This window comes from Microcoleus sp. CAWBG58 (genome assembly GCF_020883045.1).
Classification (GTDB): domain Bacteria; phylum Cyanobacteriota; class Cyanobacteriia; order Cyanobacteriales; family Microcoleaceae; genus Microcoleus.
Map to the genome: position 1 here is coordinate 15,426 of NZ_JAHRFA010000068.1, position 24,511 is coordinate 39,936.

The window sequence follows — 24,511 nt, forward strand, 5'->3', positions numbered from 1 at the left end:
GATTTTGAATTGGGATGACTGATGAATTAAGGTTGAGAATCGAGGCTATAGTTGGATTCTTTTTGGAAACAGGTTTAAGATTGTTTTTTGGCACAGATGATGATGTAGCCTAAATCCTGTTGGTAATGCTGGAAAACTCGACGCATTGCTAAAACCCGATCGCGAATTTGCGCTTTACTTAGAACATTCCACAAAATTCGCACAGTGCCCGCAAACCCTTCATCCTCAAGCATCCGCCGCAAGTTGAGGAGTCCCATCGCCCCAGTTTGACACTTTTCTACCAGCAAACCCGCATTTTGGCAAACCGCAATCCAGCCCGACTCAGACAACGGCGTGGAATTAGCCCGAATCACTTCCGACAAAGCTTTGTGAATTTCTGATTCTCGGTTTCTGGCTAAAAGTTCGTGAGAAAGAAACTTGCCGCCCGGTTTTAGCCGATCGCAAATTCCCGATATAATTTTAGCTTTCCCCCACCCTGACTGCATCGTCAGGATAGCTTCAGCCAACACCCAATCAAACTCTTGGGAAATCCGATCCAAGTGAAAAATATCTCCTTCGACAATTTGGACTCGATCGCCCAAACCCGCTGCTGCAACATTAGCACGAGCGCGCGCCACACTGTCGGCATTTTTCTCAACTCCCACTACTTTTACACCAAAACGTTCAGCAAGGGCGATCGAGCTATATCCAAAACTAGCAGCCAACTCTAAAACAGTTTCGCCTGCTTGAAAATCCGCCCATTCAAATAACATTTTGGTAGCAGCTTTTCCCCCCGGCCTCAGCATTTTCTTACCAGCCGCCGCTAGCACTTCATGGCCGGGTGCAGTCTGTAAATTGAGAGTAGTATTGGTCATTGATTTGACCTCCTATTTAACCTTACTCTCAGTTTGCCAAATTCTCCGAAAGCTTTCTATGAGCTAGCTCAGATTCAAACGTAGGGTGCGTCAGCCTCCGGAATTTTTGAGAATTATCCCAAGGATTGAGAAATGCTGACGCACCCTACCATAGCGCGATTTATACGATCGCGCCGGGTGCGTCAGCCTCCTAGATTCTTGCATTTATCTAAAAGATTTAAAGAGGCTGACGCACCCTACAATATCGGGAACGGCCCGCAGCAATCAAGGGAAGGCAGAAGGCCCCATACGCAAAGCTCGTACCTCCTCGCGGTTATACGCAAAAACCTCCTGCCGCTCCTCATACGTCCATTTGCTGTAATGAACAATTTTTTCAAGAATAAAATCTACAGACCTTCCTGCAAAAGCATCTTCCAAAATTCGCTCTAAACCTGTTTCAGCAAAAGCAGCTAATAAAATAATAGCTTTTAAGTTGCGTTTAATTGTAGCTTCGTAAGTAATCAGTTTTACGAAATCTCGAATGCTAAGAGTTTTTATAAAAAAAGAACCTCTTTTGTCATCACCTTCGCCAATAATATCCACCCAAATGAGTTCGCCAGAAAAACCCATGCTATGTAAGGTTTTCAGTATTTCAGTTCCCCGTTTTGTTCGCTCGAAAAAGAAGCTATCTAAGTATCCCAAAGTAGCTCCTATATTCTCAACACCCAAGCGCTTCTCACGACTGGGAAGCAGCATATATGCATCTAAAACAGATTCACCAAGATTTACTTCGCAGTTAACAGCCTTGATGACATCATTTTGAAAATCCTCTGTCATAGCAATCTATTTGTTTAAAGTCAACTCTAAGACTGCATACATTATATCATCTGAAAAAGGTATTAGCTAAATAAATCGGGGGAAATCGCTCACTAACGAGCCTCAAACATCCCAAAATCTTTCCAAACACGGTAGTCTACCCCGATTTATTGAGCGGATACCTTCTGACAGTTTTTGATTTTTCAGGCGATCGCTAAACACCCGTCATCGTTTTACTGGAACTTGCTGCTGTTAATTCTGCCGCCGAATTTGCTCGGAGCGCGCGGAACATTCCAAAGCGGCAAAGCCCCGCACCAAATGCTAAACGCATTAGTAAAAGAGTCGGTACTTCTCGCAGAGACTTGATGAAACCCGATACACCAAAACGTACTAATCCGGCCGGTCTAGCTATACCTTGCCAGATAGAATCTATCCATGAAGGAAGGGTTTCTTGCGTCCAATCTGCCGTGGTTACAGCGCCCTCTACAAAGCCCGTTGCTTCTAAAAGTTCTGAAAAGCCCTCAATGCTTGAAAAAGCCGGATGCGACCATTGATCCAGCAGTTGTTTCATTACGGGTTTCTCCCAGAAATTGAGCGGGATTTTGCGATCGTCTCTTTGATTCCAGTCAGCTACAACCAGCACGCCACCGGGCTTGACGACTCTCATCAACTCTTTCGCAAACACGGCTTTATCTGGCATATGCGGCCCAGCTTCGATCGACCAAACCACATCAAAACTCGCATCTGGAAACGACAGCGCCATAGCATCATCCACCCGAAACTGCAAATCGAGCTCTGGGGGAGTTAATTCTTGAGCGCGTTTAACTTGCTGCGGGCTGATAGTAATTCCAGTAACTGCAAACTTATAATCCTGCGCCAGAATGCGGCTGCTACCGCCAATTCCACAGCCCACATCTAAGACGGTAGTACCAGCCGGTAATTTATCCAAGCCTCCCCAGCGCACCATTTCATGCACAAAATCCGATTTAGCTGCGAGGAAATCTTTGCGTTGTGGCGGTGCACCGTAATGGCCCAAGTGGATGTGTTCGCCCCAATAAAACTCCAAAATGCCGTCTTCTGTCCATTCGTCGTAGGAATTGGCCACGGAGTCGGATGATTGATAAGGGCGAGCCGCGATTAAATAGAGCGTAAGGGCGATCGCCAGCAGTACAAACAAAACTCCAAGTACAACAACAAATAAATTCATTTTTTTACCCCATCTCCAAAATAGAATGTACAGCAGTGGATATTTGTAGGGGCGGTGCCCCCGTGCCCGCCCTCAGAGTTGACAGTTGACAGCTTGCTCGCTTGTCGAAGGATTTCTATGTTACCGGAATCAAATTATTTTTGCTTGCTCTCTAAATAATTCGATCGATTGCAGACTATCTGAAGCAGCATCCCAAAGAATGAACTTAAAACAATCAGGAATCTCGCGAATTGTCAGAATTCTTGAATTACCAAGCAGGTGCAGATTAGCATTGTGACACGCCCGAAGATTGTAATTAGGAATTCGCTCAGAGAGATGATGAATATTGTGGTAAGCAATATCAGCCGAAAACCAATTGAGAATAGCTGGTAATTTTAGATAACTGCTGCCTTCGATCGCGCCCAGCAGATAGTCCCAGCCCTCTGTTTTGTGAGCGTAGGAACCCTCAAAATTGTGCTGCACAAAGAAGATGCAGATAAATATCGCCGCCGAACAAGTCATCACAATTGAGTACACACTCCAGAAAAACCCAAACCCAAGTAAGTTACCCAGATAAAGCCAGCTACCCACCACACAAATATTGTTGAAGAGTAAATCCCAAAACTCAGCCGTCGTATACCAATGTTTGGATTTGTAGGAGGCAATTATTCTAGATAAACCCATACCTAAATCTTGATTTAGACAATCAAAAGTATGTCGGATAAAACCAGCAATTCCCAAGATTAGCGCGAGTCTTGGTTTGATAATCAGGTAGAAAAAGCCACCAGGAAACAGCATCAGCGGGTGTCTGAGCAATTGATAGATTTTTTGGTTAAATGGACTGAGTGCCGCAAACTTTTCGGTGGAAATTAACGCCGAAGGGCCTCGGTACATATCCCAGTTACCATTATTTTTGTGATGGTAAGCGTGTCCTCTAGACCAGGGGTACTGAGGAATTGCATTGATGATACCTAGCAGAAAACCGACAGTGCGATTGACTTTTTTGGAACTAAACAGAGAATAGTGTCCGCAATCGTGCATCAATGAGAAACAACGTCCTGAAAAGAGTGTCATCAACAGGATTATCGGTGGCAGCAACCATACAGAAATGGCAGCAGCTTTAAATGCTAAAAACCATAGAAATATATAGGGAATTACTGTATTAGATAATTGGAAACTAGCTTTGAGATTGTTACTTTTCATGTAAGGAAGCAACACAAAATCCGACTTTTCGATCGCGCTTTTCATTCAGTATGTCTGTAGTGTGGATAAGTGCTTAGCTGAGAATCTAGTTTAGATTGCAGGTGATTGACAGAATATCAAATTATATCATACTACATATACGGCTGGTTAATCGGTGAGGGCGCAAGCAAAATGTTATCGATCGCCATTGAGTACCAAATTTGATACAGACTGCTTGACACTAGGCTCGTATTTTGTAGCAGAAAGTTGTGCCACCATCTGGGCGCGGGATGAAACCTCAAGCTTGCGGAACATTCGCTTCAGCGCTTGCTTCACAGAATTTTCAGTAATCCAAAGTTCAGTCCCTATTTCGGCGTTAGTTCGTCCCAAAGCCACCAACTCGGCAATTTCCAATTCACGAGGCGTTAAGCGATTGGTTTTGAAAGGCTGGTATGGCAATTCTATGCCCGATAGCTTCGCCGCGCGCACTGTTGCATTCCAGACAGATAAGTGCAAACAAATTCCACTCAAATCAGCTAGATTTTGTGTATCAAAAGCAGGCATTGACTGTTCCCGAGTGCATCCAAATACACCCACTAATTTACCGCAACTTACAATCGGCCCCGCCATCACGTGCCAATGATCGGGGCGAGGACAAATCATTGTCCAAACTTTGGGTGATGTTACCAGTGCTTCGTGGACTGGAGAATGGCGCTCAACTAGATAACGTGCAATAGGATTGTGTTCTATTGATAGTGCAATTTCCAGCGTTTTATGATTTTTTTTATCTAACAAAGGCAGTTGGTCAAAGAAAAAGACTCCCGATCGCAAAGCGGCAAAATACTCGCCGATTTGCGGCACGACTTGCGATCGCAGATCTCGTTCATTCTTGACTTGATTGATTGCTTCAAATAAAGGCTGTAAGGAATTTGTCATCGTCGCGGTCGCTAAAAGTGTACCCGATCGGGGTCTACGAGCGCTGAATTACTCAGCTTATATTATCAACAGTATCAAAAATAACGTGACATGACCATCAATTCCGAAATTGATCGCGATCGCACTCCCATGCGTTGGATGCCGATCGGCTTTTATGCGACTTCAGTCGTCTTTAACCTCTGCTTGATTGCTCAACTGTTAACCGTTGGAGTAGCTTACTTTGTCAATCCTGCGTGGTGGGATATTCATGTTTGGCTAGTCCGAGGATATAGCAGCCTGTCATTATTATTACTGGGAAAGAATTGGTTGAAAGCCCGCCCGCCTTCGAGGGAGAAATTACGATCGGACTATTCATTACTCCAATCCTCTGACTTAAGCGAGAGGGCGGGCACGGGGACACCGCCCCTACAAACTGTCAACTGTCAACTGTCAACTGTCAACTGTTGAAGTTAGTCTTTGTTTCTTCAAGTCTTGTACATAGCGTAGGGCGTATTTTATCGCCCGCCCATCTTCAGAATGAGCGAGTTTGATAGGTAAAAATCATGCAAAATGCAATCTTCAGTCCCTTCTTTACAATGGTGTTTGTGACACTGGTAGTCTGGGTTTATCTCTACATCCGCCGGATCGCTTTCCTCAACAATACAAAGCTCGACCCGAAGGAGCTAGCTGTACCTGGTATGCTGGCACAAATCTCACCACCAGAGGTATCAAATCCGTCCGATAATTTCAAGAATTTGTTCGAGATTCCCGTCCTATTTTATGCGCTGGTGCTATACCTTTTCATCACCAACCAGGTAGATGCAGTTTATGTGAATGCGGCTTGGATCTTCGTTGGCTTTCGCGCTTTGCACAGCATCGTTCATTGTACATTCAATCTGATCCTGCTGAGGTTCTACCTCTACCTATTCTCAACCCTGATGGTGTGGTTCATCGCCATCCGTGCAGCATTTAACCACTTTGCTACATAGGTACGCGCTTCATTTAGTTTTAATGGAAATGACAGGATAAAACCGATGTCTCAATATACTCACCCAGAAGTTTTGGTAGATACGAAATGGCTGATGGATCGTCTCAACGATCCGACTGTGCGTGTGGTTGAAGTTGATATGAATCCAGAGCCATACAAAGATGCTCACATTCCTGGTGCAGTTTTCTGGAATATTTTTGCAGATATTCTCACACCTAATCTCGGCATAAATCTAGATCCAATTGCGATCGCAAAATTGCTGTCGCGATCGGGAATTTTCCCTGAAACGACTGTGATTGCTTGCGGTAGTAATCCCGCTACAGGAGCTTGGATCTTCTGGCTGTTGAAATTATTTGGACATGACAAAGTATATGTACTCAACGGCGGATATCAGAAATGGGTAACAGAAGGTTATCCGCTGACATCAGAGTTGTCAAGCTTCGCACCCACTCAGTACCGTGCAAAATCTCCAGATGCGAATTTGCGGGTTCTACAAGCAGAGGTTCAGGCATCTCTTAATCGGACAGATTGCGTGTTGCTGGATGTCCGTACCCCTCAAGAATACTGTGGCGAAGTATTTATGCTAAAACCACCAGAAGGGGCCGAACGCGGGGGGCATATTCCGGGGGCGGTGCATCTTGAGCATACTCTCACTCTGAATGAAGATGGAACTTTTAAGTCAGCCGAGGAGTTATACACTCTCTACAGCAACCAGGGGATTACGGCTGACAAGCAAGTGTTTCCTTACTGTGCTATTGGTGGACGTTCTGCATATACCTGGTTTGTTTTGAAGTATTTACTGGGCTATCCCAACGTCCGAAACTACGATGGATCGTGGAATGAGTGGAGCCGTCTAACTGATGTACCCATCGAGCAATAAATCACATATTGCGCGACTCCAAAATCTTTTTATTGGCCGGGAAGTTGATGCGGGCGATCGACTTTCCGGGCTTGATCGCCCCCCCTGTGCCTTTGACAAACCGCCCCCGGAAGCCAAACTGGACACATCCACCACCGCAGAGGATTGTGGAGGGACTCCTAGAAACGGGAATTTGAAGAGCGATCGCAAGTGCGCGTTTTTTGTGTTCAAAGACAGCTCCAACTTGCTACAATCTAGTCGCACGCGCAACTCGCAGATATTATGACTGAACTGTTAGATGAGACGCTTTCTATTGAAATCGCCACTCGCATTAAAAGCAACGCTAAAAACTGCTTTGACAATGCTTGTAAAGCAGCCTTAAGCACCGAGGGCGCAATCTACGTCCAAGGATTTTTAGCTGCACCGGGAGCGCCCTACAAACCCATTGAGTATGGCTGGATTGAAATAGGCGATCGAATTGTTGACCCAACTTTTCCCCATCTCGCTAAAAGTGCAGGTGACATTCATTACTTCCCCGCGCACCGCTTGAGCGTGAAGAAACTTAAAGCAATTTTAGATGAGTCAAAAGAAGATTATCCAGAAGACGATCCGTTGCCGGTTTATGGGAATCAACCCTATGAATATTACGGCGATTTGATGTTAGGCGGTAAAGATTACCAAAATGCTTACGATTTGGCTTTAGCTAAATGCAAGGAATTGAACCAACCGAAAAGAAAGGATGCAAACTGATCGGGATATTGTTGGTGCAGGCGCAGTCAGAAACCGGGTTTGATGGACGAAAAGACGCGCTGTCACCTACAGATTAAGTCAAAAACTCGGTTTATTTTATCTTATATCGTGTCCGATCGCTTAACCGCAATCAGTAAGGTTCGTAGTGCGGACTTAAGTCCGCTCTCTGGCTGCGGACTTAAGTCCGCTTTTGCAGTAAGGTTCGTAGTGCGGACTTAAGTCCGCTCTCTGGCTGCGGACTTAAGTCCGCTTTTGCGGACGAACCATTTTTATTAGCGTAATCAAGAGACATGATATTAATGCGTCAGTCCCGCAAGATTAAGGTTAAAAAATGTTTTGATGCGCTGTAAAAAGTTAGATCGTGTTCGGTAAATTCACCATTATACATAGGCCGGGGCGGGTTTTTGAGAGGGTCTATTTTTAGCCAATATTGTTGGTGAACCCGCCCCTACTATATTCAGACTACTCGACCCGACTTGATATTATCAGGTGCGTCGCAGTGAGATTGTCGATCGGATGCAAGAAATTGTCGATCGCGATGCACCCTACTTTTGGTTCTTCCTGATGACTAATAACTAATAACTAATAACTAATAACTAATGACTAATGACTAATGACTAAAATCCAAACCTCGAATAATGAAAAGCAGCCAACAACGGATCTAACTTTTGCTCCAACATCAAATCAGCCAACAATTTAGCCGTTACCGGAGCTAACAAAATGCCATTGCGATAATGCCCAGTTGCCAATGTCAAATTATCCCAAGCAGAAGCGCCCAAAATCGGCAACTCATCCGTTGTAGCCGGCCGAAATCCCCACCAAAACTCTAGAATCGGATAATTCTGCAATTCGGGATATAACTTCATCGCTCCTGCTAGCAAACTTTGAATTCCCGCTGGGGTATTTCCAGGAGTAAAATCCACATTCTCGCTAGTTGCGCCAATAATAATTCTGCCATCTTGACGCGGCACAATATAAATGCCAGTCCCGAATAAAACTGTTTGCAGCGGCTGAATCACTCCCGAATTTTCTGGTACGCAGACTGACAGCATTTGCCCCTTTCTGGGAAAAATCGGAACATTCAATAACTTCTCACACCAAGGCCCTGCCGCCAAAACATAACGGTCTGCTTGCAATTTCCCGGTTGTTGTTTCTACGCCAAAAACTCGGTTTTCATGTCGAATAATTTCCTTTGCAGTATCTTGAAAAATCTCAATCTGCAATTCTTTAGTTGCGGCTTGAAGCGTCCGAAATAAAGCGCGGTTGTCAACTTGACCGTCGTCAGGATACCACCAACCGCCAATTACTTCATCACCCAATCCAAATTGATGTTGGCGAATCGCATCTCTGTCCAGCCATTGAGAATTAAGGTTTGACAAACACGGCTGTTTTTGAGGCTCATTTTGACAGACGGGTGCGAGAATTCCCGATCGCCAATATCCCGTTTTCAATCCCGCAATCTCTTCCAGCCGTTCCACCCAGGAAGCATACAGCGCGCGACTTTGCAAGCACAACTCCAGCATCGGACTCGGGGGAATTTGTTCGGCTTGTGGCGCCAGCATTCCGGCTGCGGCCCGGGCCGTCGGTTGTTTGGAATCGGCGGTGACAACGGCGACAGAAGCCCCTCGCAACTTCAGTTCAACTGCTAGGGAAAGGCCGATTATTCCGCCGCCAACAATCAGAATATCTTGAGATGAATTCATTGACTTTTCTATGGACTTTCTGGCTGGTTTTACCTCAGGATCTTCTTGAGAGTAAGGTGTTGGTATGGATTGGTATCAACAATCGTCTAAAATTTATGAGAAATATTGCTTTTACGCTTAGTTTCGATCCCCCTAAATCCCCCTTAAGAAGGGGGACTTTGATGCTCTTTTTCCCCTGATAGTCGGGGGACTTTGATACTCTTGTCCCCCCCTTCTTAAGGGGGGTTAGGGGGGATCGAAGGCCTCATCGTCAGATAACAAACTCATGCTACAATCGCCTAAAAGACTTTTATCTCTCGTTTCTCACGCTCGGCCCGATCCCCCTAAATCCCCCTTCTTAAGGGGGACTTTGATGCTATTGTTCCCCGAATCGTTGCGGGGAACCAAAGACGCTCTTGTCCCCCCCTTAAGAAGGGGGGTGCCAGGGCGATCGAAGGCCTAATCGTCAGACAGCAGACTCATGCTACATTTGACGTATTTGTTGACACTAATAGCTGGTGCGTGCACCTTACATTGAGAATTTTTGGGCAAGTCTTACATATTATCTTGCAAGGCGATCGTCCGATCGGCATTCCCCGACAAAAAATCTATCCTTGAGGTTTCCAGACAGTATCGGAATCCTGGCCCCAAAAACCCTGATATTTTGTCACCTTAATATCGCCCAAAACCTTAGTCTGACAGGACAAACGACGGTTTGATGACGGAGAATGGGGAGGAATGGAAAGCCGCGCTTTTTCGCGCCACTCAGACTCGGAAACTTCGCCTTCGATGCCGACAGCACAGGTGCCACAAGTCCCCAAACCGTGACAGTTGATGACTTTGGCGTTGCCGTTGTAGAGATCGATGCCGTTTTTGAGCAAGACTTCACGGAGATTCGATTCGCGATCGCACTCAAATGTTTTTCCTTGCGCTTGTACCTTGACCACAATAATTTACCCCGATTAGATTTATGTTAATTTTCCTATATATTATCGCATTTATTTCAAATAATTTCATCTAATATGATAAGTGATATATTACCAATTGAAAATTGAGAATTCCCCATGAAAAATCGGCTCTGGATCTACGATACCACGCTGCGAGACGGCGCTCAGTGCGAGGGACTCTGCTTATCTCTCGAAGACAAAGTGCGAATTGCTCGACAGTTAGACAGTTTAGGAATTCCGTTTATTGAAGGTGGCTGGCCGGGAGCAAATCCTAAGGACGTACAATTTTTTTGGCAGCTCAAAGAACAGCCATTAATTCAAGCTGAAGTTGTTGCTTTTTGTTCGACTAGGCGACCGGGAAAAACGGCAGCTAATGATGAAATGTTGCAGCCTATCTTGTCTGCTGGGACTCGCTGGGTAACGCTGTTTGGCAAGTCGTGGGATTTGCACGTAATTGAAAGTTTGAAGACGACGCTAGAAGAAAATCTGGCAATGATTCGAGATACTATTGAATATTTACGGAGTCAGGGAAGGCGCGTTATTTACGATGCCGAACACTGGTTTGACGGCTACAAACACAATCCAGAGTATGCCCTTGAAACATTGATAGTTGCGGCACAAGCTGGTGCTGAATGGCTTGTGCTTTGCGATACCAACGGCGGCACTTTACCCGACGAAATCAGTCAGGTTGTTGGCGATGTTTCAGAGTTTTTAGGTATCCATCCCTATGACTCGTCTGTGCAGTTGGGAATTCACACTCACAACGACTCTGGAGTTGCCGTTGCTAATGCTCTGGCTGGTGTGCAGCAAGGGGTGACAATGGTACAGGGAACTATTAACGGTTATGGCGAACGCTGCGGTAATGCTAATTTGTGTTCCTTGATTCCTAATTTTCAGATCAAATTGGGCTATGATTGCATTCAAGACGAGCAATTAGCGAAATTAACTCAAGTCAGTCGCTCCGTCAGCGAAATTGTTAATCTTGCTCCGGATGACCACGCTCCTTTTGTAGGTCTTTCGGCCTTTGCTCACAAGGGCGGAATTCACGTATCGGCGGTGGAAAAAAATCCGTTAACTTACGAACACTTGGAACCGGAAAAAATCGGCAACATCCGGCGAATTGTGATTTCGGATCAATCGGGTTTAAGCAATGTTTTGGCGAAGGCTAAGACATTTGGCATCGAACTCGATCGCAAAAATCCTGCTTGCCGCCAAATTCTGGAAAAGTTGAAAGATTTGGAAAGTCAGGGATATCAATTTGAGGGTGCCGAGGCGTCTTTTGAATTGTTGATGCGGGAAGCTTTGGAAAAGCGGCAGCGGTGGTTTGAAATTCATGGATTTCAAGTTCACTGCGATAAAGTTGGCGAAGATTGTACGGCTTTAGCCACTGTAAAATTGTCAGTCAACGGTACAAATATCCTGGAATGTGCGGAAGGAAACGGCCCGGTTTCGGCTTTGGATGCGGCTTTGCGGAAAGCTTTGGTAAATTTTTATCCGGCGATAGCGCATTTTTACTTAACAGATTACAAGGTACGAATTCTGGACTCTGGTGCCGGTACTGGTGCTAAAACTCGCGTGTTGGTGGAATCGAGCAACCATCAGCAGCGGTGGACTACTGTGGGAGTTTCTACTAATATTTTGGATGCTTCTTGTCAGGCTGTAGTTGAGGGTTTGGAGTACGGTTTGGTGTTGGAAAATCAAGAGGCGATTCCTCTAGTTTGTCGCGTACATTAACTAAGCATTAGTATTCGTAGGGTGCGTCAGCTTAGAGTCTATCGATTTCCAGATTAGATAATCGTAGCTGATGCACCCTACCAGTTTTTAAGTATTCTGATATTTGGACTTCAGTTCAAGTGCAGCACAAAAACTGTTGAGACTATTTAATAAAGCATTGTAGTAAGAATAAGCATCATCGCGTTCGTTTTGAAGATGGGCATACAAGGCCAATTCTGGCTCTGATACTAGAGGCCCCTTTGGAATATCCAAGCCTGCTTCGGTTAAACGTATGGATGCGATCGCGATTAAGAGCGCCCCGATTGTATTATTTTTGCCCTGGTGAAGATCTTCTAGTCCAGGTAAAATTAACTCCGATCCTGGCAATTCATTTAGCTCCATTATCGATCGCTCTCTGACGTACTTTCACAACGCTCAATAAATTGTTCAATCCTATTTCTCAGGAGATCGGGATTAAGAGAAGGAAATCGGATCAATTCAGAATCCACAGTAGAACTACGCCACCCGATGAGTAGAGCACTAGCGCCACCCGTAAAGTAGATACAGCCTGGGCCACGGGCTTCTCTACCTAAGACTTTCATGAGTTGTGCAATCTTCTGAGGATCGACATTTGAGCGCATAATTTCACATCAGCGCAAGTGAGCCTCTCTAATTTAGCAGACAGAATACTCAAATCCCCAACTTCTTGAAGAAGTCGGGGATTTTATGCACTGCACACCTTACCGCGATTAGCCAAGCAGTTGTGAATTCAATACTGCTATAAATTTAACTTATTGAAAATAAATTAAATTGTTGAGCAATTTTCCGGTTCTAGATCGCAATCCTTGTTTCTGTATTTAAGCAGATAAGTTTTGAGTCATCAAATAACGTTCAGCTTCACTGATTAGCAATTTATAGCCATCAATTTAGGTGTTTATTATTCACAGCTATCTACTTTTAGCATGGATAATAACCAGTCATTTTTGATGTAGATAAATATGTTGATTTTAGTCGAGCTACTTTCTGCTGTTGTAATTCCTAGTTTATTGAGGTTAAAAAAATCGAAATGGTACAATGCCTAAAAGCAATAGCTAACAAACTTAGATCTTTGTTTCCTATCAAAATGACACCAACAAAAATGGTAGAACACCTAAGAGCAATAGCTGGGGAATTTATATCTAAAGCTGAGAGATTTGAATCTCAAGCTAATCAGTATTCTAAACGCACAAATAATGCAAAAGCCGAAGAGTGTCTTAAAGACGCCAGAAATTGTAGGCAAGACGCTGAAGATGCAATACTTTTAGCACAAAAATTGATCGAGAAGGATAAGGAAATTATCAGTGAATTAAAGAAACTTCAAGAATTAATAAGAAGAAAAGACTATTCAAAAAGAAGAAAAGACTATTCAAATGAAGTTTGTCAATCTTTGAATATCTTGATAAATAAATTTTTCTTAGCAACAAAAGAACCTTACTCTACTCATTTAAGAACATGTGGTGAATTGTATGAACTGACACGAACATCCTAGGGATAGGGACAACAACGGGGTATTACCCGGAAAAAACCCAGCCATATATAGAGAAGACATCCTGCATAAGTCCTGGTAGTTTCAATAGTGAAGATTAACTCACATAATTACATGACTTATGCACATACTCCATCTCTAGGTTACTTATGGTTAGCCGTTTTTAAGATAGCGTGTTAAACCATTCTTTGGATAAGTCCTGAATTAATTAAATTTAGGACTTATCCAAAATAATGTGTTCGTGTCATTGCGAATGAAGTGAAGCAATCTCAAAGCCTTGTTAAACTGTTACAATACGTAAGTCCTATATAGCGATCACAAATGGTTTGTAAATCTTTCAGATTGAATTGATGTTGGATCTAGCCCTCGATTGATTTATGAATGATTTGCGAACGCTATAAATTGATAGCCTCTATTAGGCTATGATTCATCTAATCATGAAATATTAACCAACAATTCAAAAAATATAACTATATAGTTTCTTTTTAATTGTCTGTTAATTCCTTTTCATTGTCTGCTAATTTCTTTTCATACTCTGCTAATTTCTTTTCATACTCTGGTATTATTTTTAATACCACTTGCTCAACTTGTTGTTTTTCTTCAAAAGCTTTTTGTACATCTATAAGTTTATCCGATAATTCATTATCTGCTAAACATTGATTGTTTGATTCTTTTACTAAAATCACTAAATAATTAAGAAGATTTACAAAATCAGATATAGATTCTTCATCTTGCAACGAAAGTGATTCTTTTTTTAGTAGACGCTGAGAAATTTCAACAATTTTTTTTGTTATGCTTTGTAGAAATTCAATATCTCCATAATAGGGAATATCTTTATTCTTAAATTCATAATTATGAGCATCACAAAAATCTTCACTATAATGGGCTTCTTGGTATTTTCCAGCCTTGCGGATTGTATCTATATCTATTTTAGCGCCCCCAAATTTAGCTTCAGCAATAGAAACCTCATTCAAATTGACATTATTTAAATTAGCGCCTCTAAGTTTTGCACCATTTAAGTTTGTTTTTTTACCTAAATCAGGCTCGAAGTTTTTCACACCGAAAATAGCTCCGCTTAGTTTAGCTCGATTAAATATTGTATTTCCCAGGTCTGCATCACGTAAATCAGTTTGCTTGTCAATTGCAGGAGATAAATCAGTCTTACTTTTACAAAAATTTGTTAAATCTGCTCCAGTAAAATCAGCACCCCAAAGCTTAGCTTTCTTAAAATCTGCACCTTTTAAATTTGCTCCAGTAAAATTAGCTTCTCTAAGAATTGCTCCTTGAAAATTAGCTTCTTCTAAAATTGCATTTTTAAAGCTTGCTCTTTCTAAATTAGCGTTGCTTAAGTTAATTCCTCTTAAGTCTGCACCATCTGCATCAAGTCCTGTAATATCAGAGCCTTCCTCATATAACTCCTCAATTGCTTGTCTTCTTGCACCACTTGTTTCTGAGCCTTGAGCGCCATCAATTAACTGCCAAGCTTGACGTTCTAATTGTTTTTTTCTATCAAAAGTGTCCAGAAAAAATAAACTTGCTGCGGAAATAACAGCAATATTTTGAGCTTGAGCTAATAACTTTAAATCTGAAGTGAGACAAATAAGTGTGGAGATAAGTGTGGAGAAATTCAATAGTTTTTTGTATTCACATTTTTGATCTTTACTTTCTTTTGCTTCAGGATTGGCTGGTTGAGTAGATGTATTATTTGGCGAATCATTAGGAGTTAATTTATCTGTTTTTGTTTGACTTGGAGGTTGACTCGTTATTTGGGGTTTATTTTCTTTCTGCTCATTTTCTAACACAGCTATTGTGCAAAAAATTAAAACTGTTATTAACAGCGCTCCACCTATTTGAAGCCAGCTTTTTCTGGTACTAGGGGAGCAAGATAATTTTTTAAGTAAAAATTTAAATAATTTAAGTAAAAATTTAAATAATTTAAGTGGTTTTTTTAAAAATGAAGCATTTCCAGAAGTATTTTGCGGTGCAGCCATCTACTTTTGCTCCTTGTCTACTTGAAACGATAATTTTATGAAATTAAACAACCACCAAAGCTTAATATACAGAAGTTGGCTTTGGTAGATAGTTGGTTGATTAATTTACGTAGCTTTAAGACTTAGTATTACTATTATCACAATCAACTAAAGTTGTCAAGGCTCAATTTCCCGAATCGTTCCCCGATCGGGTAAAGTGCGTCAGCGAAAGGGATTTAATCGACTATTTGAAAAAATCCAAGCTGACGCACCCTACAAGTTTTTAAGGTTCCAAAAACTCTAAGTGATCTCCGGGAATCGATCGCAATTTTGCAGCAGATCCTTGCAGTTTTAACCTACCGCGTTCTAACATGATAATCCAATCGGCGCGATCGATCACTCGGGGCCTGTGACTGATGAAAATCGTGGTTTTCCCTTGCCGGTACATCAACAGATTTTCCAAGACTTCCGCTTCGCTGGCGGGATCTAGCCCTGCGGTAGACTCGTCTAGAATCAATACGGGCGGGTTGTTGAGAATGGCACGGGCGATCGCCAATCTCTGTCTTTGTCCCCCAGAAATATTCGCCCCAAACTCGCCTAAAACAGTTTGATATTTATCCGGTAATTGGCTGATAAATTCATCCGCCCCGGCAATTTTGCAAGCTTTCACAATCTGTTCAAAAGTGACATCGGGATTCCCCAACTGAAAATTATCTAGAATCGAACGGCTCCAGAAGTGAGCTTCTTGGGGAACCAGAACTACCTGCTGTCTGAGACAATCGAGAGACAAATCCTGCAAGTTATAATCGCCAATTCTCACATTACCAGAGTGGAGCGGATAAAGACCAGCAATTACCTTGGCTAGGGTACTTTTGCCGCAACCAGAATAACCGATTAAAGCAATTGCATGACCGCCCGGAAATGTTACAGAAAAATTTTCTAACAAGTCAAGTCTGCCTGGGTAGTGAAAATTCACACTCTTGCAAACAATTTCGTCGCTGTCTCGAAGAGTTACTACAGGTTTATTAATCTCGCTTTTACTTTCTGGTTCAGCATCTATGACTTCGGAAAGCCGTTCAGTTGCTGTCCGTACCCGAGCCATTTCATCAGTAGATTCAACCAAGGAATTTACCCAAGTAGTAACGTTTTGATTCATGCTAATAAATGCTAGCAACTGACCGATACTCAATACCTTGTCAATCACCAAACCGCTGCCCAACCACAGCAGGGTAATGCTGCCCGCTGAAGCCACAAAGCCAGAAAAAATATTGTTGAGAATGCCAATCTGTGTAGTGCGAAAAGTAAGACTCGCTAAGCGACCGAAGCGACCTTGAAATTCTTCCCAAAGTTGCTGGGCGCTGCTAGTCGTTTTGACGGTCAGCGCACCTTTAAATGTTTCTACTAAAACGCCTTGAGTTTCTGCTTCCAGTACAAATAAATTCCGCGTTTTTTGCTGCAATACGGGCAGGAAAACTATTGTAGAGGCAGTCATGAACAAAGCGATGACTGTAGCTGCTAGCGTTAGTTCCTTGCTGTAAAACAACATGACAATAAAAGAAACTACGGCTATAAAAAATTGACTCGGCAAGCTGATTGCAACTTGAGAAACTAATTTATTGATTTCTTGGATATCTTGTAATCTACTGACGATTTCGCCGCTGCGTCTGGTTTCGTAAAAGCTTAAAGGCAATCGCAGGAATTTACGCCCGAATTCCATGACCAATCCCAACTCTAAACGCTGGGAAAATTGAGCAATCAAGTTCGACTGTACCAATCCTAAACTGCTGCTAAATAGATTCATAACTATAACTGCGATCGCCACACTTGCCAAAAGTTGCGTGTCGCCCCGCACCAAAATGTCGTCGGTGAGCAGTTGTACCAGAAACGGCGAAGCAATCGACAGCAAACCCAACACCACATTCATCAACAGTGCTTCGATTAAAAGCTGGCGGTAAATCCAAACCCGACGCATCCATTTTTGTAAGGAATTGGCGGGCGCTTGGCCGTCTGCTGCGGCAAAAAATCGATCGGGATCTGGGTCTACTAGCAAGCACAGCCAATCTGTCCAACCTGCTGCTAATTCTTCTTTAGAAATATAGCGCATCCCGACAGCCGGATCGCCGATCGCATATTTTTCGCCCTGCTTTCCGTACAAAACAACCCAGTGGTACCCGCTCCAGTGAATAATCGCCGGTAAAGGTGCTTCGTCAATTTTGTCTAAAATAGCAGCCGCTGCCCGCACGGATCGAGCATTAAAGCCCACCGCCTCAGCACCTTGTTTCAAGCCCAGCAGAGTCGTCCCCTTTTGGCCTGTACCCGCAGATTCTCGCAAACGGCTAATCGGGAAATTCTGTCCGTAAAATTTGGCGATGGATGCCAAACAAGCTGCCCCGCAGTCTTCTTCGCTCTGCTGGAGTACAACCTGATATTTTTTAAACCTGTTAACTTTTCCGAATAATGGCATTTTGCCGATCAAAGGGATATTCTTTAACATTTTGGAAAACGAATAATGGTAGAGCATAAAGAAGATTACTCACCACCAACTACTCAATCAGCAAAAAGCACCCATAAAGTTATGGGTGCTTTCTCGATTCCACAGTTATAAAGCTGAATTGACTAGCTCTAAACTTTACCAGTAGCCGTAGCGAACTACTCTTCTATAGGAACCGTCGCAATTGCGGCGGTACACGACCCAACGGCGTCGGCGGCCACATTTGCGGTAGCCATAGTGGTAACCGCCGTTGACGCTAGCTGATTCTTCAGCGGTGAGTTCAGTAAACAATGAGTTGTCCTGTGTTTCTTGCATGATCGTTTGACTCCATTTACGTTGATGAAATTGAACGAAAACTAGAAATTTTATCTAGTTTCGATAGCTTCGTTTCAACAGTTGACAGTTGACAGTTGACAGTTGACAGTTTGAGAGTAACTTCTACCTAGAAGGAAGAGGATTGGAGCAATTAATAGTCCGATCTTAATTTCTCCCGAGCAGGCGTGCTTTCAAGCCATTCTGTCTGGTAATTACTGACTAATACTTCTCAATGCCTGTTCGGTCATCCGGAATACTACTGAGAAGTTTTTAAAATTCACCCGATCGCACTACCTAACTCACCTATCTAGACTGTTAGGCAATACGGTTCACTTGACACTATTTATTCGCCGGAGATCCCCCTAAATCCCCCTTAAGAAGGGGGACTTTGAGAGTATTCTTGTCCCCCCCTTTTGTAAGGGGGGTTAGGGGGGATCTGTCTTAAGTGAACCGTATTAGACTATTGAGGTTTTGTAATAAGCGCGATCGCGGGATTGACAGCACTAAACTTTACCAGTAGCCGTAGCGAACGACTCTTCTGAAGGAACCGTCGCAATTGCGGCGGTACACGACCCAGCGGCGGCGGCTACCACGATCGCAGTTATAATAGCGATCGCCATAATAGTGACCACCGTTGACGCTAGCTGATTCTTCAGGGGTGAGTTCAGCAAACAATGAGTTGTCCTGTGTTTCTTGCATGATCGTTTGACTCCATTTAAGTTGATGAAATTGATTGAACGAAAACTAGAAATTTTATCTAATTTCAATAGCCTCGTTTGAACAGTTGACAGTTGTAGGGGCAGTGCCCCCGTGCCTGCCCTCTTAGTTGACAGTTTGAGAGCGACTTCTACCTAGAAGGAAGAGTATTGCAGTAATGAATAGTCGGATTTTAATTTCTCCCGAGCAGGCGGGCGAGCTTTCAACCAATTCTTTCTGGTAATTACTGACTAATTCTTCTCAATGCCTGTGAGAAGTCAGGAATTCTACTGAGAAGTTTTGAAGATTCACCCGATCGCACTACCTGACTCACCTATCTATAGCAATGCTCTCATCATTTACATAACTGTTGCAGGCTCTCTAAAACAACCCAGTTTGCCCGATAGATAAGGGGTAGGCACGGGGGCACTACCCCTACAAATCTTCATCAATTATTTAGGATTGCTATAGACTGTTGAGGTTTTGTAATAAGCGCGATCGCGGAATTCGCAGCACTAAACTTTACCAGTAGCCGTAGCGAACGACTCTTCTAAAGGAACCATCGCAATTGCGGCGGTACACGACCCAACGGCGCCGGCGGCGGCAGTTGTCGCGGTCATAATAGCGATCGCCATAATAGTGACCACCGTTGACGCTAGCTGATTCTTCAGGGGTGAGTTCAGCAAACAATGAGTTGTCCTGTGTTTCTTGCATGATGAATTTGACTCCATTTAAGTTGATGATATTGAACGAAAACTAGAAATTTTATCTAATTTCAATAGCCTCGTTTGAACAGTTGACAGTTGTAGGGGCAGTGCCCCCGTGCCTGCCCTCTTAGTTGACAGTTTGAGAGCGACTTCTACCTAGAAGGAAAAGTATTGCAGTAATGAATAGTCGGATTTTAATTTCTCCCGAGCAGGCGGGCGAGCTTTCAACCAATTCTTTCTGGTAATTACTGACTAATCCTTCTCAATACTTGTGCAAAGTCAGGAATATTACTGAGAAGTTTTGAAGATTCACCCGATCGCACTACCTGACTCACCTATCTAGACTGTTGAGGTTTTGTAATAAGCGCGATCGCGGAATTCGCAGCACTAAACTTTACCAGTAGCCGTAGCGAACGACTCTTCTAAAGGAACCATCGCAATTGCGGCGGTACACGACCCAACGGCGCCGGCGGCGGCAGTTGTCGCGGTCATAATAACGTTCGGAATAACGGTGGCAACCGCCGTTAACGCTAGCTGATTCTTCAGGGGTGAGTTCAGCAAACAGTGAATTTTCGTTTGTTTCTTGCATGATTAATTTGACTCCATTTAAGTTGAGAATATTGAACGAAAACTAGAAACTTTATATAATTTCGATAGCCTCGTATGATTACTAACTAATACTTCTCCATGCCTCTGCGATCGCCCGGAATATTACTGAGAAACTTTTAAGATTTATCCGATCGCACTACTTTACTCAGCTATCTAGACTACAAGGGTTTTGTAAGGGCGATTGCGAATCGGATCGTAAAGGAAAAGCTGACTCGGCTGTGGCACGAAAAACAGCGTATTGACGCCATTGCTGCTGCTGTTATTGGTATCGCTGTTACCGTTAGAACTGCTGAAACCGCTGGTATTGCTGCCACCGCTGACAGTTCCAGATTCTCGATCGGTTAATTCGGTAAACAGTGAATTTTGTTGATTGTCCGGCATAAGGAACTCCTATTAAGACATATATAGTGACTTACGTACACATCCCAGAAAAACCGGGTAACAGCGCCAAAAATCATTGCTGAAACGCTCTATTTTCATGACAGTTGCCCGCTGGCTGCACCATTCTTGATATTTGGGGAAATTTCCGGGTGGCGAAGGCAAAGCTGTGCGGATTTTGACCTTAACCCTGTGAATTTAGATTTAGACTTCTAAACTTATGCTTGGTGTCCGGAAAGCTCAAAAATAAATGTGACCAAAGAAATAAGCGATCGCTCTCTCTGTTCCAAGTCATACCATTTGATATTTGAGGTTTGAGGTTAGGAAATGACTGATTTAATCAGGGTTTGGAGTTGGCTGAGAGTTACATTCTTTATTTGAACTGGTAAAACTTAACAACCAAACTTAACAGCAAAAGTTAACAGCAAAACTCAAAAGCCTCCTCCTGGGCCCAACTCAAAACTCAAAATTTACAACGATTCCTTTCACCCCCAATAGCAGCCATGCCTCGCACTACTACCGAACCCATGCCCGCAGAAACCTTTGATAACGACGAGTTTTTGCCCCCTGTCAGCCGCTGGACGACTTTGGGGGGAATTTTGATGGTGGCAACCTTTGGCGGGGCGATCGCCCTTGCAAGCGTCACCAAATACAGTGCTACAGTCAAAGCAGACGCGATCGTCCGTCCAGCCGGAGAAGTACGCGTCGTGCAAGCAGCAACTGAAGGAACCATCGAAAGCATTGCAGTCAGCGAAAATCAGACAGTAAAAGCCGGAGATGCGATCGCAGTTGTCAACGCTTCGCGTTTGGGCACTCAAAAAAAGCAGTTCCAAGACACAATCAATCAGTCTCAAACAGCAGTACAGCAAATCAACCAGCAACTGCGGGACTTAGAAAATCAAATTTTAGCCAGCGGCCAATTTCCAACCATCCAGAATCAAAATTCCGCCGCCCAAGAAGTAGTCGAGTCCGCCCTTGTCAAAATCGCCACATCGCAGCCGGATGTCGCCGAGAGGCTGGGTAGAAGTCGGCGAGTTTTGCTTGCCAAGCGATCGTCTCTTCAACAACAATTAATTCAAGTTAAAAAAGAACACAATCAAATTCAGTCACAACTCGAAAATAGCGTGATCCGCTCGCCGGCTGATGGTACAATTCTGAGATTGGAAATACAAAGTACCGGTCAAACCGTACAAGCCGGAAGTGCGATCGCCCAAATCGTCCCCAGCGACGTACCCCTGGTAGTCAAAGCCAAAGTGACATCCCAAGACATCGCCCGCATCCAAATCGGCCAACCCGTGCAGATGAGGATTTCCGCGTTACCCTTCCCAGATTACGGGACACTAAAAGGAACAGTAAGTGCGATCGCCCCAGATGCGATCGCGCCCCAAAATCCCGCTAATAATTTAGGTGGATCGTATTACGAAGTTTCGATTAAGCCCGACCAAACCTATTTAACAAAACTCGAATCCGGCAGCCGTCAATTGTCAGGAAAGCCCGAGGCAAATGTCCCCCGCCAGTATTCAATTCAAGCGGGAATGGATGGTAGGGCTGATATTATTACTGGGGAAGAAACTGTGCTGACATTTGTGTTGCGGAAGGCAAGGTTGCTGACAGATTGGTAATCAGTCAGTTGTTATTTTGAGACGGCGGTTTAGTTTAAACCGCGTCTACACAAACTAAACCCGCCTTCGCGGGTTGAAGAGTGTGTGATTTAAACCGCCGAGTGTAATTATATCTATAGCGGTTATCAGAAAGATGAGGTATGTTGTTGGGCTTCAGCCCTCTTGGTTTAAGCGGTTATATAAGCTCTCAGTCATACCTCATCTTTTTGAGAAAGGCTATATACTAAATACATAACATCGATCGCAAATATGAAAATCAACGATAAACTCAAGACCATTCTAGCTGAATTGCGATCGCACTTCGAGATCCTGTATGGCGATCGGCTCACCCAAATGGTACTCTACAGATTACCATAACAAAAACGGTTGGTTCGTAGTGGAGACTTAAGCCTGCAATTGAGAGGACTAAAGTCCTTACTACAAACCTTACTAATGCGATCGATCGAACAATATATTAAGATCGAAGTCAAAACTAAAACACATCGACTCCCCTAGACTTTTATGCCACCTGTTGAAAGTATCGCAGCAATCTCCGACGATCTGATTTTGCGCTTGAGCATCGAACAGTATCACGCTATGATTCAAGCAGGAATTTTAACGGATGACGACCCAGTAGAACTACTGGAAGGATTGCTTGTTTTCAAAATGGCCAAAAATCCCCCCCATCGATTAGCAACTGGTCTTACCAGAACAGCTTTAGAGAATATTTTACCGCCCGGTTGGTATGTCGATTCTCAAGAACCGATTACGCTGCAAAATAGCGAACCTGAACCCGATATAGCAGTTATCCGAGGAGATAGGCGACAATATTCCGATCGCCATCCGGGCGCTGAAGATATTGCTATGATTGTTGAAATATCGGACAGCACGTTGCAGCGCGATCGAACTATCAAAAAACGGATTTATGCCCGTGCTGGAATTTCCTTTTATTGGATTGTGAATCTTGCGGAGTCGCAGGTTGAAGTGTACTCTCAACCGCTTGTTGATGTCGAACAGCCAGATTACAGTCAAAGGTTAAATTACGGACGATCTGCTTTTGTATCGGTAATAGTTGCAGGAGTTGAAATAGGGGCGATCGAGGTCAACAATCTTTTACCTTGATTCAGCAGCTCCTGGTAAGAATTACAATATTATTGTAATTCATGAATGGCACGAAAGCGCGATCGCACTTTCTATTCCTGAACTTACCGCAGCTTTCAGCGATGAAATTTCAAAGTTCGATCGCCCTCCAAACATCCCTCGCCAATATGAAAATCAACGATAAACTCAAGACCATTCTAGCTGAATTGCGATCGCACTTCGAGCTCCTGTATGGCGATCGGCTCACCCAAATGGTACTCTACGGTTCCCAAGCGCGGGGCGACGCAGATCCCGACTCAGATATTGATGTTTTGGTAGTTCTCAAAGCACCAGTCCAAGTCGGTGAAGAAATCGATCGAACTATCCCAATTGTAGCAGATTTATCTCTCTATAATGACGTAGTAATTAGCTGCTTGTTTATGAATGAGGAACGGTTTACTAATTATCAAGGCCCTTTGCTCAGAAATATTCGTAGAGAGGGAATTATTGTATGACACCAGCTCAATTAAACTTACTCCTCAAAGCCGATCAAAGCCTTTCAGCAGCAAAATTTATATTGGATGGTGGATATCCCGATTATGCAGCTTCTCGCGCCTATTACGCAATGTTTTATATTGCTGAAGCATTTCTAGAGGGTGAAGGATTATCTTTTTCTAAACATTCCGCAGTCATCAGCGCTTTTGGCAGAGAATTTGCTCGTACAGGGAGAGTACCTGTAAAATTTCACCAATTCCTAATTAGATCGCAGGAATTGCGAAATGCTGGAGACTATGGCGAAATTAATGCTGTAACGGCTAATCAAGCAGCAGATTCGATCGCCCAAGCTGAAGAATTTCTAGAATTAGCTCAAAATCTGATTGGAACTCTGCCGTCACCTTAAATAGCAATGAACGAAGCACGCCACCAAGCTTATCTCAATCTGATTCAATCCTTGCTGAATTGCCCCAGCGGGGAAGAAAACCAAGTTTTGCAGGCAAACTCCGAGTTAGTTGATGCGGGTTTGGTGCAGATAATGCTGGAGGAGGCAAACGATCTGAGAACTTTTAACAACCTGGAGGATGCTAATTCTTTAATGACTCTTGCAGGGCATCTCATGGGTACTTATAACAATACAATGGTAGACTGTAGTTTAGACTAAAAAATGAGCGCAGCTAAAAGTAGCCACCTTTGAAGCTCAGGCAAGCAGTTGCTCAAAAACTCAAAAAGTAGAAGATTAAATAGCTAATCTTGAAGACTTTTTGCGCCGA

27 protein-coding genes are annotated in these 24,511 nt (G+C 43.5%); 12 read left to right on the forward strand and 15 right to left on the reverse strand.

Features of this window, described 5'->3' with window-relative positions:
- Window positions 1–74 precede the first annotated feature (74 nt).
- The 5 genes from QZ918_RS24680 to QZ918_RS24700 all read right to left on the reverse strand — a co-directional run bounded on the left by QZ918_RS24680 (window position 75) and on the right by QZ918_RS24700 (window position 4,953).
- Window positions 75–854 (reverse strand): SAM-dependent methyltransferase, encoded by a 780-nt coding sequence (locus tag QZ918_RS24680; protein ID WP_293339478.1) that lies wholly within the window; start codon window positions 852–854, stop codon window positions 75–77.
- Window positions 855–1,118: 264 nt separating this feature from the next.
- Window positions 1,119–1,670 carry a hypothetical protein gene (locus tag QZ918_RS24685; protein ID WP_293339482.1) on the reverse strand — a complete coding sequence of 184 codons (552 nt, stop codon included), beginning with the start codon at window positions 1,668–1,670 and terminating at the stop codon, window positions 1,119–1,121.
- A 193-nt stretch (window positions 1,671–1,863) separates the two neighbouring features.
- The gene (locus tag QZ918_RS24690; protein ID WP_293339485.1) at window positions 1,864–2,856 is read right to left on the reverse strand and encodes a methyltransferase domain-containing protein; all 993 of its coding nucleotides are present in this window, start codon (window positions 2,854–2,856) and stop codon (window positions 1,864–1,866) included.
- 129 nt (window positions 2,857–2,985) lie between these two features.
- On the reverse strand, window positions 2,986–4,083 hold the full coding sequence (locus QZ918_RS24695) for a fatty acid desaturase (RefSeq protein WP_293339488.1): 1,098 nt from the start codon (window positions 4,081–4,083) through the stop codon (window positions 2,986–2,988).
- A 129-nt stretch (window positions 4,084–4,212) separates the two neighbouring features.
- Window positions 4,213–4,953 (reverse strand): helix-turn-helix domain-containing protein, encoded by a 741-nt coding sequence (locus QZ918_RS24700; RefSeq protein ID WP_293339491.1) that lies wholly within the window; start codon window positions 4,951–4,953, stop codon window positions 4,213–4,215.
- Window positions 4,954–5,043: 90 nt separating this feature from the next.
- On the opposite strand from QZ918_RS24700, the gene QZ918_RS24705 reads away from it, so the two are divergent.
- The 5 genes from QZ918_RS24705 (at window position 5,044) to QZ918_RS24725 (ending at window position 7,529) form a co-directional block, all read left to right on the forward strand.
- Window positions 5,044–5,400, forward strand: coding sequence for a DUF6220 domain-containing protein (locus QZ918_RS24705; protein WP_293339494.1), 357 nt, complete (start codon window positions 5,044–5,046; stop codon window positions 5,398–5,400).
- A gap of 95 nt (window positions 5,401–5,495) precedes the next feature.
- On the forward strand, window positions 5,496–5,921 hold the full coding sequence (locus QZ918_RS24710) for an MAPEG family protein (protein WP_293339497.1): 426 nt from the start codon (window positions 5,496–5,498) through the stop codon (window positions 5,919–5,921).
- A gap of 45 nt (window positions 5,922–5,966) precedes the next feature.
- The gene (locus tag QZ918_RS24715) at window positions 5,967–6,800 is read left to right on the forward strand and encodes a sulfurtransferase (RefSeq protein WP_293339500.1); all 834 of its coding nucleotides are present in this window, start codon (window positions 5,967–5,969) and stop codon (window positions 6,798–6,800) included.
- The gene (locus tag QZ918_RS24720; RefSeq protein WP_293339503.1) at window positions 6,781–7,065 is read left to right on the forward strand and encodes a hypothetical protein; all 285 of its coding nucleotides are present in this window, start codon (window positions 6,781–6,783) and stop codon (window positions 7,063–7,065) included. Before QZ918_RS24715 ends, QZ918_RS24720 begins: the two co-directional genes overlap by 20 nt.
- A complete protein-coding gene (locus tag QZ918_RS24725) occupies window positions 7,062–7,529 on the forward strand; it encodes a hypothetical protein (RefSeq protein WP_293339506.1) in 468 nt (155 codons plus the stop codon). The genes QZ918_RS24720 and QZ918_RS24725 overlap by 4 nt, the downstream gene beginning before the upstream one ends.
- A gap of 617 nt (window positions 7,530–8,146) precedes the next feature.
- On the opposite strand, the gene thiO is transcribed toward QZ918_RS24725, so the two are convergent.
- Entirely contained in the window at window positions 8,147–9,232 is a 1,086-nt protein-coding gene (gene thiO / locus QZ918_RS24730; RefSeq protein ID WP_293339509.1) for a glycine oxidase ThiO, read from the reverse strand.
- Between the two features lie 587 nt (window positions 9,233–9,819).
- The gene (locus QZ918_RS24735; protein WP_293339511.1) at window positions 9,820–10,158 is read right to left on the reverse strand and encodes a 2Fe-2S iron-sulfur cluster-binding protein; all 339 of its coding nucleotides are present in this window, start codon (window positions 10,156–10,158) and stop codon (window positions 9,820–9,822) included.
- Window positions 10,159–10,275: 117 nt separating this feature from the next.
- Between QZ918_RS24735 and cimA the strand changes: the two genes are divergently transcribed.
- A complete protein-coding gene (gene cimA, locus QZ918_RS24740) occupies window positions 10,276–11,892 on the forward strand; it encodes a citramalate synthase (protein ID WP_293339514.1) in 1,617 nt (538 codons plus the stop codon).
- 87 nt (window positions 11,893–11,979) lie between these two features.
- On the opposite strand, the gene QZ918_RS24745 is transcribed toward cimA, so the two are convergent.
- On the reverse strand, window positions 11,980–12,273 hold the full coding sequence (locus QZ918_RS24745) for a hypothetical protein (RefSeq protein ID WP_293339517.1): 294 nt from the start codon (window positions 12,271–12,273) through the stop codon (window positions 11,980–11,982).
- Between the two features lie 721 nt (window positions 12,274–12,994).
- Between QZ918_RS24745 and QZ918_RS24750 the strand changes: the two genes are divergently transcribed.
- Complete coding sequence (locus QZ918_RS24750) at window positions 12,995–13,399, forward strand: hypothetical protein (RefSeq protein ID WP_293339520.1); 405 nt, start codon at window positions 12,995–12,997, stop codon at window positions 13,397–13,399.
- A gap of 482 nt (window positions 13,400–13,881) precedes the next feature.
- On the opposite strand, the gene QZ918_RS24755 is transcribed toward QZ918_RS24750, so the two are convergent.
- From QZ918_RS24755 to QZ918_RS24785, 7 genes are all read right to left on the reverse strand, one after another.
- On the reverse strand, window positions 13,882–15,387 hold the full coding sequence (locus QZ918_RS24755) for a pentapeptide repeat-containing protein (RefSeq protein WP_293339523.1): 1,506 nt from the start codon (window positions 15,385–15,387) through the stop codon (window positions 13,882–13,884).
- A 262-nt stretch (window positions 15,388–15,649) separates the two neighbouring features.
- Window positions 15,650–17,860, reverse strand: a complete 2,211-nt coding sequence (locus tag QZ918_RS24760; protein WP_293339526.1) for a peptidase domain-containing ABC transporter — start codon at window positions 17,858–17,860, stop codon at window positions 15,650–15,652.
- Between the two features lie 135 nt (window positions 17,861–17,995).
- Window positions 17,996–18,172: a hypothetical protein gene (locus tag QZ918_RS24765; RefSeq protein ID WP_293339529.1), complete on the reverse strand. Its 177-nt coding sequence runs from the start codon at window positions 18,170–18,172 to the stop codon at window positions 17,996–17,998.
- A gap of 510 nt (window positions 18,173–18,682) precedes the next feature.
- Window positions 18,683–18,871, reverse strand: coding sequence for a hypothetical protein (locus QZ918_RS24770; RefSeq protein WP_293339532.1), 189 nt, complete (start codon window positions 18,869–18,871; stop codon window positions 18,683–18,685).
- A 519-nt stretch (window positions 18,872–19,390) separates the two neighbouring features.
- A complete protein-coding gene (locus tag QZ918_RS24775; protein ID WP_293339534.1) occupies window positions 19,391–19,582 on the reverse strand; it encodes a hypothetical protein in 192 nt (63 codons plus the stop codon).
- Between the two features lie 387 nt (window positions 19,583–19,969).
- A complete protein-coding gene (locus tag QZ918_RS24780) occupies window positions 19,970–20,164 on the reverse strand; it encodes a hypothetical protein (RefSeq protein WP_293339537.1) in 195 nt (64 codons plus the stop codon).
- A 173-nt stretch (window positions 20,165–20,337) separates the two neighbouring features.
- Complete coding sequence (locus QZ918_RS24785) at window positions 20,338–20,565, reverse strand: secretion protein HlyD (protein WP_293339540.1); 228 nt, start codon at window positions 20,563–20,565, stop codon at window positions 20,338–20,340.
- 500 nt (window positions 20,566–21,065) lie between these two features.
- Between QZ918_RS24785 and QZ918_RS24790 the strand changes: the two genes are divergently transcribed.
- From QZ918_RS24790 to QZ918_RS24810, 5 genes are all read left to right on the forward strand, one after another.
- Window positions 21,066–22,184, forward strand: a complete 1,119-nt coding sequence (locus tag QZ918_RS24790) for an HlyD family secretion protein (protein ID WP_293339543.1) — start codon at window positions 21,066–21,068, stop codon at window positions 22,182–22,184.
- Window positions 22,185–22,685: 501 nt separating this feature from the next.
- A complete protein-coding gene (locus QZ918_RS24795; protein WP_293339545.1) occupies window positions 22,686–23,285 on the forward strand; it encodes a Uma2 family endonuclease in 600 nt (199 codons plus the stop codon).
- 41 nt (window positions 23,286–23,326) lie between these two features.
- Entirely contained in the window at window positions 23,327–23,758 is a 432-nt protein-coding gene (locus QZ918_RS24800) for a nucleotidyltransferase domain-containing protein (protein ID WP_293339548.1), read from the forward strand.
- Window positions 23,755–24,144: a HEPN domain-containing protein gene (locus tag QZ918_RS24805; RefSeq protein ID WP_293339551.1), complete on the forward strand. Its 390-nt coding sequence runs from the start codon at window positions 23,755–23,757 to the stop codon at window positions 24,142–24,144. The genes QZ918_RS24800 and QZ918_RS24805 overlap by 4 nt, the downstream gene beginning before the upstream one ends.
- Window positions 24,145–24,150: 6 nt before the next feature.
- The gene (locus QZ918_RS24810) at window positions 24,151–24,402 is read left to right on the forward strand and encodes a hypothetical protein (protein ID WP_293339554.1); all 252 of its coding nucleotides are present in this window, start codon (window positions 24,151–24,153) and stop codon (window positions 24,400–24,402) included.
- The last annotated feature ends 109 nt before the right edge of the window (window positions 24,403–24,511 follow it).